The organism is Mesorhizobium sp. P2_F7 (assembly GCF_056403695.1).
Genome location: NZ_JBFUFA010000007.1, coordinates 176,655 through 188,577 on the forward strand (window position 1 = coordinate 176,655; position 11,923 = coordinate 188,577).

General features: G+C 63.7%; 12 protein-coding genes and 1 pseudogene. 6 read left to right on the plus strand and 7 right to left on the minus strand.

Features of this window, described 5'->3' with window-relative positions:
• Window positions 1-65 precede the first annotated feature (65 nt).
• Complete coding sequence (locus AC1DZ8_RS22740) at window positions 66-1,028, plus strand: D-amino acid aminotransferase (RefSeq protein ID WP_477301155.1); 963 nt, start codon at window positions 66-68, stop codon at window positions 1,026-1,028.
• 149 nt (window positions 1,029-1,177) lie between these two features.
• On the plus strand, window positions 1,178-2,020 hold the full coding sequence (locus AC1DZ8_RS22745) for an SDR family oxidoreductase (protein ID WP_477301153.1): 843 nt from the start codon (window positions 1,178-1,180) through the stop codon (window positions 2,018-2,020).
• 48 nt (window positions 2,021-2,068) lie between these two features.
• Here the strand turns inward: AC1DZ8_RS22745 and AC1DZ8_RS22750 are convergent, their stop codons facing one another.
• Both AC1DZ8_RS22750 and AC1DZ8_RS22755 read right to left on the minus strand, forming a co-directional pair.
• Window positions 2,069-2,707: an MOSC domain-containing protein gene (locus tag AC1DZ8_RS22750; RefSeq protein ID WP_477301151.1), complete on the minus strand. Its 639-nt coding sequence runs from the start codon at window positions 2,705-2,707 to the stop codon at window positions 2,069-2,071.
• Window positions 2,704-3,333: a TetR/AcrR family transcriptional regulator gene (locus AC1DZ8_RS22755; protein WP_477301149.1), complete on the minus strand. Its 630-nt coding sequence runs from the start codon at window positions 3,331-3,333 to the stop codon at window positions 2,704-2,706. The genes AC1DZ8_RS22750 and AC1DZ8_RS22755 overlap by 4 nt, the downstream gene beginning before the upstream one ends.
• Before the next feature lie 113 nt (window positions 3,334-3,446).
• Here AC1DZ8_RS22755 and AC1DZ8_RS22760 point away from each other — a divergent pair, with 113 nt between their 5' ends.
• The 3 genes from AC1DZ8_RS22760 to AC1DZ8_RS22770 all read left to right on the plus strand — a co-directional run bounded on the left by AC1DZ8_RS22760 (window position 3,447) and on the right by AC1DZ8_RS22770 (window position 4,969).
• Window positions 3,447-3,869, plus strand: coding sequence for a tautomerase family protein (locus tag AC1DZ8_RS22760; protein WP_477301147.1), 423 nt, complete (start codon window positions 3,447-3,449; stop codon window positions 3,867-3,869).
• Between the two features lie 32 nt (window positions 3,870-3,901).
• Window positions 3,902-4,294, plus strand: coding sequence for a VOC family protein (locus AC1DZ8_RS22765; protein WP_477301145.1), 393 nt, complete (start codon window positions 3,902-3,904; stop codon window positions 4,292-4,294).
• 108 nt (window positions 4,295-4,402) lie between these two features.
• Window positions 4,403-4,969: a methyltransferase family protein gene (locus AC1DZ8_RS22770; protein ID WP_477301143.1), complete on the plus strand. Its 567-nt coding sequence runs from the start codon at window positions 4,403-4,405 to the stop codon at window positions 4,967-4,969.
• On the opposite strand, the gene AC1DZ8_RS22775 is transcribed toward AC1DZ8_RS22770, so the two are convergent.
• From AC1DZ8_RS22775 to ettA, 3 genes are all read right to left on the minus strand, one after another.
• On the minus strand, window positions 4,970-6,091 hold the full coding sequence (locus AC1DZ8_RS22775) for a beta-ketoacyl-ACP synthase III (protein WP_477301486.1): 1,122 nt from the start codon (window positions 6,089-6,091) through the stop codon (window positions 4,970-4,972). It abuts the gene before it with no gap.
• A gap of 128 nt (window positions 6,092-6,219) precedes the next feature.
• Complete coding sequence (tam, locus tag AC1DZ8_RS22780) at window positions 6,220-6,990, minus strand: trans-aconitate 2-methyltransferase (RefSeq protein ID WP_477301141.1); 771 nt, start codon at window positions 6,988-6,990, stop codon at window positions 6,220-6,222.
• A 47-nt stretch (window positions 6,991-7,037) separates the two neighbouring features.
• Window positions 7,038-8,687 (minus strand): energy-dependent translational throttle protein EttA, encoded by a 1,650-nt coding sequence (gene ettA / locus AC1DZ8_RS22785; RefSeq protein ID WP_477301139.1) that lies wholly within the window; start codon window positions 8,685-8,687, stop codon window positions 7,038-7,040.
• Window positions 8,688-8,933: 246 nt separating this feature from the next.
• Here ettA and AC1DZ8_RS22790 point away from each other — a divergent pair.
• Window positions 8,934-10,216, plus strand: a pseudogene (locus AC1DZ8_RS22790) (GGDEF domain-containing protein).
• A 10-nt stretch (window positions 10,217-10,226) separates the two neighbouring features.
• Here the strand turns inward: AC1DZ8_RS22790 and AC1DZ8_RS22795 are convergent.
• Window positions 10,227-10,844: a hypothetical protein gene (locus AC1DZ8_RS22795; RefSeq protein WP_477301137.1), complete on the minus strand. Its 618-nt coding sequence runs from the start codon at window positions 10,842-10,844 to the stop codon at window positions 10,227-10,229.
• Window positions 10,845-10,914: 70 nt separating this feature from the next.
• Window positions 10,915-11,922, minus strand: a complete 1,008-nt coding sequence (locus AC1DZ8_RS22800; RefSeq protein ID WP_477301135.1) for a ribonuclease T2 family protein — start codon at window positions 11,920-11,922, stop codon at window positions 10,915-10,917.
• Window position 11,923: the final 1 nt, after the last annotated feature.

Sequence of the window (11,923 nt, forward strand, 5' to 3'; positions counted from 1 at the left end):
CTATGCCGTCGACTGAAGGCCGCTAGCCTGATCATCCCCGCATTGAGCCGAAGGGACCAATCGCCATGAACCGAAGCGCCGCAGCCGGTAGTATTGCGCCATTGCCGGCCCTGTCCGACCGCCACGTCGACCCGCATTCCTACCCCGACGGCATTGCCTTCCTCGACGGTCAGTATCTGCCGATGTCGCAGGCGAAGATCTCGGTGCTGGACTGGGGATTTCTGCATTCCGACGCCACCTACGACACCGTCCATGTCTGGGACGGCAGCTTCTTCCGGCTCGACCTGCATCTCGATCGCTTCTTCGGCGGGCTGGAGAAGCTGCGAATGACGATCCCGTTCGACCGCGACGGTGTGAGCGAAATCCTGCACAATTGCGTGGCGTTGTCGGGCCACCGCGCCGCCTATGTCGAGATGCTGTGCACCCGTGGCGCCTCGCCGACCTTCAGCCGCGATCCGCGCCAGGCGATCAACCGCTTCATGGCGTTTGCGGTGCCGTTCGGTTCGGTCGCCAATGCCGAGCAGTTGCGGCGCGGTCTGCATGTCGCCATCAGCGACAAGGTGCGCATTCCGCCGGCCTCGATCGACCCTGCAATCAAGAACTACCACTGGCTCGATCTGGTGCGCGGCCTCTACGACGCCTATGACCGCGGCGCCGAGACGGCACTGATCCTCGACTTCAACGGCAATGTCGCCGAAGGCCCCGGCTTCAATGTGTTCTGCGTCAAGGCGGGCCAACTGTCGACGCCGGCCATTGGCGTGCTGCCCGGCATCACCAGGCGCACCGTCTTCGATCTCTGCACCCAAGAAGGGCTTGCCGCCTCCCCTGCCGATGTCAGCGTAGCAGCATTGAAAGCGGCCGACGAAGTCTTCATTACCTCCACCGCCGGCGGCATCATGCCGGTGACGGTGATCGACGGCATACCAATCGCCGACGGCAAGGTTGGGCCGGTGACCGGCCGGCTGATGGCGCTCTATTGGCAAAAGCATGACGACCCGACCTGGTCGAGCCCGGTGCGCTATCCCTGACCGGGCGAGCGTCCTGCTCAACACGACGTCGTGACCAAAAAGATTCCCCCTCGCCTCTGGAAACTCGGCGAAAGCGCAGTATATGCCCGAAAGCGGAGAAGCCTCCGCTTTCCCAGAAATCACGCCCGCATGGGCAAGGATTCCACATCATGACATCAAAGGTTTGGTTTATCACCGGATCGTCGAAAGGTTTTGGCCGCGTCTGGGCCGAGGCAGCGCTCGCGCGTGGCGACCGGGTCGCCGCAACCGCACGCGATGCCGGCACGCTTGCTGATCTCGTCGCCAAATATGGTGACAACATCGCTGCCATAAAGCTCGACGTCACCGACAAGAAGGCCGTCGATGCCGCTATCGTCGAGGCGCACAAGCGCTTTGGGCGGCTCGACGTCGTCATCAACAATGCCGGCTATGGCCATTTCGGCGCCATCGAGGAAGTCAGCGAGCAGGAAGCCCGCGACCAGATCGAAACCAATGTCTTCGGCGCGCTCTGGGTCACCCAGGCGGCACTGCCGATCATGCGGGCGCAGCGGTCCGGCCACATCATCCAGATCTCGTCGATCGGCGGCGTCAACGCCTTTGCCTCGCTCGGCCTCTACCACGCCTCGAAATGGGCGCTGGAAGCCTTCAGCCAGTCGCTTAATATCGAGGTCGCCGAATTCGGCATCCATGTCACGCTGGTCGAACCGGGTGGCTTCTCCACCGACTGGTCCGGCGCCTCGGCTAAGGTCTCCAAGCCGATCGAGGCTTACGCCCCTGCCCGCGCCAAGATGGCCGAGCGCCGCGCCAACTCGGTCGCCGGCGACCCCGAGGCCACCGGACCGGCAATGCTCGAACTCGTCGACGCGGCCGAGCCGCCGCTGCGCGTGTTCTTCGGCGATGGCGGCCTGCCGATGATCAAGCAGGAATACGCCAGCCGCATCGCGCTGTGGGAAAAGTGGGACCACGTTTCCGTCGAGGCGCAGGGCGCGAAGAAGAACCGCAAGGCGGCTTGATAGCGTCTTGAGATCGGGCTGCGTCGCCTTGGCGGCGCAGCCCCTGCCTTAGGCCCGATAAATCCACTGCTCCGGCACGCGCACCGAGATCTCTTCACCTGTCGTAATACAACCCGGTTTCTCGACCCAGGCAACCAGGCCGCGCAGCCGCTTCGCCGCCTTCGGGAAGGCCAGCGCGCCGGCGTCGTGATCGGCCATCCCGGCATTTTCGGCGACCGAACGCCCGGCGAGGCGGCACGGCCCGTTCTGCGCATCGACCTTGATGGTCACGCCACCCCTAAAGAACAGCAGCGAGCCTGACGGCAGCATCGACAGATGCGGCACGCCTTCGATCAGCAGATTGGCGCCGATCCATTCCGGCTTGATTTCCTTAAGGCCCATTCGTTCAGCAACGATCGCCAGTTCGTCCGCCGCCACGATCGACAACTGCCGCTCGTTGCGCATTTCGGTGCCGCGCGGGTACCAGGGCTCGCGCCCGCCGGAGCGCCGCGTAGCGCCGGCGTGGAAGTCGCCTGATATGCCGCCGAAGCCGAGCTGCAATTCTTCCACCGGACGCGTCTGGAAGTGATCGAACGGCGCGACGTAGAGCGCCGTCGCGCGCGCGGAAAGCTTCCTGGCCGGGATGATTTCGACCGGCTTCTCGGGCTCCGGGAAGAAGTCCGGTGTGGCGTTCTGTTTTTGAATCATGCCCTTGATTTTTGCCCCTCGACCGGCAGAGCCGCAAGAGCGGTTTCGGCCAAGGCCCGCAGCTCTTCCACCGAAGCGCCGTCACGCGCCTGGATCGACATGCCATTCATGGTCCCGGCCAGATATTTGGCGAAGCCCTCGACCGAAATACCTTCCGGCAAGTCGCCATTTGCCTTGCCCTGCGCCAGCCGTTCGGCGATCGCCGCTTCGCTCGCCTTGCGATAGGTCTTGAGTTCATCGGCAACGGCTTGCGCCTGCGGCGACGTCGCCAGCGCGCCGCTGACGAACAGGCAGCCGCCGGGTTTGCCGGGCCTGGAATAGGCCTCCGCCGCCCCCAGCAGCAGCCGCCGGATCGCCTCCCCCGTCGACACCGGTGCGCTAAGCGCTTCCAGCGCAAAGCCGATCTCCGTCTGGTGGTAGCGCTCAAGCGCCTTGCGGAACAAAGTCTCCTTGTCGGTGAAGGCGTTGTAGATCTGCGGCGGCGTCAGCCCCATCGCTTCGCGCAGCATGGCGAGCGACGTCGCCTCATAGCCATGCTCCCAGAACAGATGCATCGCCGCATCCAGCGCCCGGTCAGGGTCGAAGGCACGCGGACGGCCGCCGCGCGGCTTTTCCAAATTATCCATAGCGATCGATACGAAACCTGTTGACTCATCCTCTCCGCGTAACGTAACAATCGATACGAAACATGGCAAGCAGCAACTGCAAGGCCATGCGATCGCCAGGAGAGGATAGAAAAATGCCCATCACCGTGACTGCACCGCAAGGCGTACTGACCCCGGCGGGAGAGCGCGAGATCCTGCCGCGTCTCAGCGCCGCCCTGATCGAAGCCTCCGGCGCCACCGGCAATTCGTTCTTTACCGCCATCGTCGGCGGTACTGTCCACATCCTGCCGCCGCACCATATCTATGCCGGCGGCGCCAATCGGCCGGTCGTCATGGTCGAGCTGAAACTGCCCAACATCGGCCTCGGCTCGCTCGAAGCCCGCAGCGCCTTCATCTCCGCTGCCGCCAGCATTGTCGCCGAACTCTGCGTGCCTGGTCACAGGCCCGAAAACACCTGGATCAACATCGTCAACGCACCCGACGGCGGCTGGGGCATCGGCGACAGGCAATATACTGGAGAGGCCCTCATCGCTGCCGCTACTGCGGCGGCGCAGTGATACGGCAAGCGGCACCGAGCAGGAACAACCCGATGCGGCTCTCCCCCTCGCTGTTCTTCACCACCAATTGCGAACCGGCACTGGCCTTCTACGAGAAGTGCGGGCTTGGCCGGGGAACGGTCCTGCTGCGCTGGGGCGACAACGGCATGCCGGTGCGGACCGAAAGCATGCGGGGAAAAATCCTGCATGCCCGGTTCGAAGGCCCGGGAGTGCTGTTTCATGCCTCCGACAATGACGATGCGGAGCCGATGAAAGGCTCCGCTTTGATGCTGGAGTTCGACGACCAGGCCAAAATGCGCGAGCTTTTCGACCGCATGGCCTCGGGCGGCCGGATCACTGTGCCGCTGGCGCAGCAGTATTGGGGAACCAGCTTCGGCATGCTGGTGGATGCCTTCGGCGTGCAGTGGATGTTCTCCGGCCCATGAGCGCGGATCACGATCTTCTTACCTGAAAGCGACGCCGGTTCCGTATTGCGCCGCATTGCCGCCGTGCTGCGCCGGCTTCATGGTGAGACAGTCTCTGGGAGATCTTCCATGCGTCCCGGTACGGCAATCGCATCGCTCTGGCTGATCTGGGTGGTGTCCTGGATTCTGGCCGCCTTCTGGTCCGACCCGGCGCAAAAGCGCGCCGGCATCCAGGCGGAGTTTCGCTATCGCTCCCTGTGGTTGATCGGCGCGGTGCTGCTGTTCATTCCCGCGCATGGCTATGCCGGCCGGCTGCGGTTCTGGTTTCCGACGCTTGCCGAAGCCTGGATCTGCGCAGGGCTGATCGCCATTGGCCTGTTGTTCGCGTGGTGGGCACGGCTGCATCTCGGCCGTCTCTGGTCGGCTTCGGTGACGGCCAAGGCCGAACATCGTGTCGTCGACACCGGCCCCTACGGGCTGGTCCGCCACCCGATCTACACCGGGCTGCTTTTAGCGATCCTGGCCACCATGGCGGCCAAAGGCACGGTCTGGGGCATCGCCGGCGCGGTTTTCCTCACCATCGGCATCGTCGTGAAGGCAAGGCTGGAAGAACGTTTTCTGCGCGGCGAACTCGGCAGCGCCTATGACGACTACGCCCGCCGCGTGCCGATGCTGGTGCCGTTCACGCCGGCCTGACTACAGCATCCTGAGCAGCGCGCCACCGATCGAATAGCCGGCACCGAAGGCGCACAGCACGCCGAAATCGCCGGGCTTCATGTCGGCATGGTTTTCCGACAGCGCGATGATGGCGCCGGCGCCGGCTGTGTTGCCGAGCCGCTCCAGCACCATCGGCGCGCGGTCATGGTCGACCTCGTGGCCGAAGGCCAGCTTCAGGATCATGGCATTCATCCGCGCATTGGCCTGGTGCAGCCAGAAGCGCCGGACGGCTTGCGGCGTCAGCCCGTGTTCGGCCAGGAACTCGACGATGAATTTGTGGCCGGCGACGGTGACTTCCTTGAACACCTTGTTGCCGACCTGTTTGATCAGATTGCCCTCGAGGCTGATCATATAGGGATCGTCCTGGGCGGTGCGAGTGTGGTAGCCCAGATTGGTGCGGATGTTGTTCGACATCTGCGTCCAGGTGCGCGTGTCCAGCACCTCGAAGCGTCCCGGCCGCTTCTCGCCCTTGGCCAAACCCTCGACCACCATGGCCACGGACGCGTCGCCGAAGATGAAATGCGTCTGCCGGTCGCGGAAATTGAGATGGCCGGTGATGATCTCCGGCGTAACCACCAGCACGCGTTTGTGCGCGCCCGTCCGCACCAGATTGACCGCTATGTGCAAGGCGGCCGCGGCGGACGAACAGCCGAGGCCCATGTCGAAGCCGGCGCCCTTGGTGCCCAGCGCCTCCTGCATTTCGATGGCGATCGCCGGATAGGGCCGCTGCTGGTGCGAGGCCGAGCAGATCACCAGATCGATGTCGGACGGTTGCAGGCCGGCATGGTCGATCGCCTTTTTTGCCGCCGCTACGCCGAACTCGGCCTGCAGCGACAGCGCATCGTCGGGCCGCGCCGGAATGCGCGGCGCCATCCGGGTCGGGTCGAGAATGCCTTCGCGCTCGATCACATGCCGGGTCTGGACGCCCGAGGCGTGGACGATGAAGGCGCTGTCCGATTTCTGCAGCAGCGTCTCGCCGGAGACCTCGCGGCGCGCGTTCTCGGTGTCGACCCAGGCATTGAAGCTGGTGACCAGTTCTTCATTGGTGATCTTGGCTTCAGGGATTTCAACGCCGATGCCGCTGATGATGACGCGATGCATATCCAGTCCGTCCATGCGCAGGCGTTGTCGTTCTCATGTGGGCGCCGAAGCGGCGCGACGCAACACTTTTCTCACCCCGCCGGTTTACGCCGGCTTAAGCCTCAAACACTGGCCGGCGTTCAGCCGTGCTAGCCGGCCCGCTTGGCGACGATGAAGATGCGCGGAAAGCGCAGCAACACCTTGCCATTTGCGGTCCTCGGATAGGCCTTGGCAATCTTGGCCGTGTAGCTGTCGAGGAACATCTCGCGCTCGCCGGCGTCGAGCGGATCGAGGAAAGGCTTCAGCCCCGTCGACTTCACCCACTCGACGATCGCCTCGGCGTCGGCCAGCGGATGATTGTAGGCGGTATGCCAGATATCCACCCGGTCGGAGAGCGGCGACAACAGATCATAGTAGAACGACACCAGCGGCAACGGTCCGCGCGCAGCCCCCGCCATCTTGGCGGTGAACGGCATTTCGGCCGCGGTCTCACGCATCAGCTGATGCGACGGCTCAAGCAGATTGTCGGGCATCTGGACAGCGAGCGCGCCGCCCGGCGCGAGAAAGCCCATCAGCCGTTGGAAGACAGCCGGATGGGTCGGCAGCCACTGGAACACCGCATTGGCGAAGATGACGTTGACCGGCTCGGCCGGCTGCCATGTCGAGGCATCGGCGAGGTCGAAATTGACGCTGGGCAGGCGCGCCCTCGCCTTCTCGATCATGTCGGGCGAGGTGTCGAAACCGCTGACCTGCGCATCCGGCCAGCGCTCGACCAAAAGCTCGGTCGAGTTGCCCGGCCCGCAGCCGATATCGACGACTCGGCGCGGAAAATCGACCGGGACCTGCGCGGCGAGATCGCGCGCGGGCCGCGTGCGCTCATCCTCGAATTTCAGATACTGGGCGGCGGACCAATCAGCCATTTGAGCTCCTCATATCGTCTTGAGAATTCGCCGCCCCGGTTGTCCCCCTACCGCGTCAGCCTCTTGTAGGTCATGCGGTGCGGGTTGACTGCTTCGGGTCCGAGCCGGCGGATCTTGTCCTGCTCGTAATCCTCGAAATTGCCCTCGAACCATTCGACATGGCTGTCGCCCTCGAAGGCGAGAATGTGCGTCGCCAGACGATCGAGGAACATACGATCGTGCGAGATGATAACGGCGCAGCCACCGAAGTTTTCCAGCGCGTCTTCGAGCGCGGCCAGCGTTTCGGTATCGAGATCGTTGGTCGGTTCGTCGAGCAGCAGCACATTGCCGCCGGTCTTCAGCATCTTGGCCAAGTGGACACGGTTGCGCTGGCCGCCGGAGAGATTGCCGACCTTCTGCTGCTGGTCGCCGCCACGGAAGTTGAACGACGCGCAATAGGCGCGCGTGTTGGCCTCGAACTTGCCGAGCTTGACCACTTCGGCGCCGCCCGAGATTTCTTCCCAGACGGTCTTTGACGGATCGAGTGCGTCGCGGCTCTGGTCGACATAGCCGAGTTTGACCGTCTCGCCGACGCGGACCGTGCCGGCATCCGGCTTTTCCTGGCCGGTGATCATGCGAAACAGCGTCGTCTTGCCGGCGCCGTTGGGGCCGATGACGCCGACGATGCCGCCCGGCGGCAGCTTGAATTCCAGACCTTCGATCAAAAGCGTGTCGCCAAAGCCCTTCGACAGGCCATCGACCTCGATCACCACATTGCCGAGGCGCTCGCCATGCGGGATGACGATCTGCGTATCCGTCGGACGCCGCTTGTCGGCTGCATCCAGGAGGTCCTGGAAGGCCTGGATACGCGCCTTGGACTTGGTCTGGCGGGCCTTGGGGCTCGACTGGATCCACTCGCGCTCCCGGCCGATGGCGCGCTGGCGGGCGTCGTCCTCGCGGCCTTCCTGCCTGAGGCGCTTGGCCTTGGCTTCGAGGTACTTGGTGTAGTTGCCCTCATAGGGAATGCCGCGGCCGCGATCGAGTTCGAGGATCCAGCCGGTGACATTGTCGAGGAAGTAGCGATCGTGGGTGATGATCATCACAGCACCCGGATAGGCGCGCAGATGCTTTTCCAGCCAGGCCGTGGTCTCGGCGTCGAGATGGTTGGTCGGTTCGTCGAGCAGCAGAAGATCCGGCTGGCGCAGCAGCAGCTGGCAGAGCGCGACGCGGCGGCGCTCACCGCCCGAAAGCTTGGTGACGTCGGCATCCTTGGGCGGGCAGCCCAGCGCTTCCATCGCCATTTCGACCTGCTGTTCGAGATCCCACAGGTTCAGCCGGTCCATATCGTCCTGGAGCTTGGCGGATTCGTCCGCCGTCTCGTCGGAATAGTTCATCATCAATTCGTTGTAGCGTTCGATGATGGCGGTCTTGGCGGCGACGCCTTCCATGATGTTCTCGAACACCGTCTTGGTCGCATCGAGCGCCGGCTCCTGCGCCAGATAGCCGACGGTGGCGCCTTCGGCGAGCCAGGCTTCGCCGTTCCACTCCTTGTCGAGCCCAGCCATGATCTTGAGGATCGTCGACTTGCCCGAACCGTTGGGGCCGAGAATGCCGATCTTGGCGTCCGGGTAGAAGGACAGATGAATGTTTTCGAGCACCTTCTTGGTGCCATAGGCCTTGTTGAGGCCGGCCATATGATAGATGAACTGGCGTGCCACGCGCGCTTTCCCTGACAGTTGACCGAAAATGTCGGATTGAATGGAGGTTGGGCGCTATGTAGGCGATGCCGGGCCGAACGGCAATCGCTTTTGCCATTTCAAGCCGGGCGTACACCGCACGTTAAGTTTCCCGCCGGTCGCAGGGCTCGCTGAAATCTCCTTTTAACCCTTCCGCGTCAAAACAGGATCGCGTGGGATCGCTGGCCTTTCGGCGATTTCGAGAAAATAGAGATCGGGCCTACGGCGTTGCTGAACAGTTTCCTGCTCCTTGCCGAAGCTGTGGTCTACTTCAGCGTCATGGTCACGCTGTTCCGCTTCAGGGATCGCATCGGCCTCGGCGTCTTCGTCTGCGCGCTGGGCGCCATGCATTTCCTGGAAACCTATCTCGCCAGCGTTTTCTACGTCGCGTTGCCGTTCGGCATGGTCTCGCCGGGCTCGGCGGTGCTGTTTTCCGGCAAGCTGGTGATGCTGCTTCTGCTCTACATGAAGGAAGACGCGGCCACGGTGCGGCAGCCCATTTATGGCCTGCTGCTTGGCAATGCCCTGATGATCGGGCTTGTGCTGATCCTGCGCCTGCATGACATTTCGGCGCTTTCCGGCGGCAAGCTTCCGATATCGGTTTCATCGACCAGATGGGCTGGCTGATGGTGTGGGGCACGACACTGCTCTTCATCGACGCCATCCTGATCATCCTGCTTTACGAAAAGCTCGGACGTTATCTGCGCAAGGCGCCGTTCACCCGCATCCTGATTTGCGTCGCCTGCGTGCTGACCTTCGACCAGGCCGGATTTTTCACCGCCCTGCATTTTGTCGCCGGCGCGCCGATCGCAGTCTTTTTCGGCGGCTGGTTCGCCAAGATGGGCGCGGCCCTTACCTATAGCGCCATGCTGGTCGCCTATCTCAGATGGTTCGAGACGCGGCACATTGTGGCGCCGCGTGGATTGTCCGACGTCTTCGATACCTTGACCAACCGCGAGCGCTACGAAGCCCTGGTCGAATATGTAGGCCGCGACGGCCTCACCGGCCTTTTGCACAGGGGACGTTTTGACAGCGATGGCGAAAATTCGGTCGCCGTCAGCCTGCGCACGGCCCAGCCGCTCAGCCTGCTGATCGTCGACGTCGACCATTTCAAATCGATCAACGATCGCTTCGGCCACGCCGAGGGCGACAGGGTGCTGAGATCGATCGCCCAGGTGTTGACCCAGGCGGCCGGCGCGCACGACCAGGTTTTCAGGATCGGCGGCGAGGAATTCGCCATCCTTTGCGCGCAACCGCATCCGGTCGCCAGATTGCTCGGCGAAAACATCCGCCATGCCGTCAAGGGATGTGCAAACCGCTTCGACATCAGCGTCAGCGCCGGCATTGCCACCGTCAACGAGACGGTCGGCTCGCTTGCCGACCTCTTCGCCCTTGCCGATGAACGCCTCTACAGGGCCAAGTCCACCGGCCGCGACCGCGTCATCGGCGAAGCGCGGGACGATGCCGAAGATTTCGGCGCGCGGACACTCACACGCGGCATTGGCGGCTGAAGTACTGGCGCTATTGGCTCCGCTTGCGCTGCTGCAACGCGCCGACCGCAACTGAGACGCCCATCAGCACGACCGCCAGCCATTTCAGCGTGGTGATGATCGGACCGGCATCGATGTCATAGGCGATGAACAGCAGGATGCCCGGAACCAGCAGGCCGCACATGATGAGCATGATGCGGTTGATCTGCCAGGACACTTTTGCTGCCAGTGCGTCGTCGCCGGCTTCAGGGACGAGCCCGGCGCGCATTTCCCTGGAGGCCACGAGCGCACTGGACAGGCGCAGCGAGATCGGCAGGCCGAGCCCAATGATGAGGAAGGCGCAGGCCGCCAGCAGAGCCGAGAATTTGAGCGCACTGGTCTCGGCCGGCACCGGAAACAACAGGGTTGCCAGCGGCAGGAAGACACAGACGATGCCGAGCGCGGCGATGGCAATGAAGATCACGGCATTGACCATCGTGAACAGCTGGTAGCGGCCGGCTCCGATCGGCGCGGCGAGCACGCGCATGCGCGCCCATTCGGCTTCGGTATAGGAAAAGCCCGGCCACTCCATGCGGCCGTCCCTGATTGCGATCATTCCCCTGGCCCAGAAAGCCAGCCGCGCCAGCGCGCCCGATGTCATGCCACTCATCGCCATCCCCGCCGAATGAAATGCATCCAAACCGTATCACCGCGTCGCCACGAGGCGACAGACGGATATCCTACTGGAACCCGGCCGCATCGACCGAGCCCTTCGGGCAGCCGGCCTTGGTCGTCGGTGCGGAGGCCAGCATCAGACTGCCCAGCGAACTGTCCGGGCCGATCGGGCCGGTCAGGCCGAGCGTCAGCTCGCCGATCAGCCGCCTGCCGCTCGACGGATCGACCAGGCAAGAGACGCGCACCCGCGCGCCGGCTCCATTGCCGAAGGCGCTGTCGAAGGCGCTGCGGATCTGGTCCGAGGTCAGCTGCTTGCCGACATTCTTGGTGAAGAGCTCGCGCACCGGCGAGGCGTTCACCGCCCGCATCAGGTTCAACGCCTCGGCAAAATACTCCTGCTGGCTCTTGCCGTAGCAGGTGCCATGCTTGATCCACTCATGCCGTTCGAGCTTGGACGCCGTGCCCGGCATGACCTGGTCGAGTTCGGCGCGCGTGTTGGCATCGAGATCGACCGGCGGCAGGTCGCCCCAGTGGGCCGGATTGTCATTGGCCTTGGCGCTCGCCGGCACCTGGCAATAAAAGTTGCCGTTCGGCTGCGGCCACAGGCCGTGCAAGGTGAAATGCGACGCGTCGAAACCGCCCGCAGTCTGCGCCTGGCATTCGGGCTTGCTCGACTTGGTTTCGCAGAAGGCCGGTTGCCAGCTCAGCGCAAAGACATATTCGGGCTTTCCCGAAGCCGCAGGCTTGCCCTGATCTGCAGGTGCTGCCGGCTGAGCGGCCGCGTTGCCGCCAGTGACATGGCCACAGCTGATCTTGACCCAGCGGCGTTCCGGATCGGCGCCGGGCACGCGGATGAGATAATGCGTCGGCGCATCCTTGTTGCCAGCCAGGAGGTCGTAGCTCTGTCCGGCCGCAGTCGCGATATTGCCCGGATTCTTGCCGCTTTTGATCGCCTGCGTTGCCGGACATGCGGCATCGGCCACGAAGGAGCCGCTCATCTTCACGTCGGCTCGCGCCGCGCCCGCGCCGGCCAGCGCAAAAAACACCGCAGCCACTATTGCCGATATCCGCATT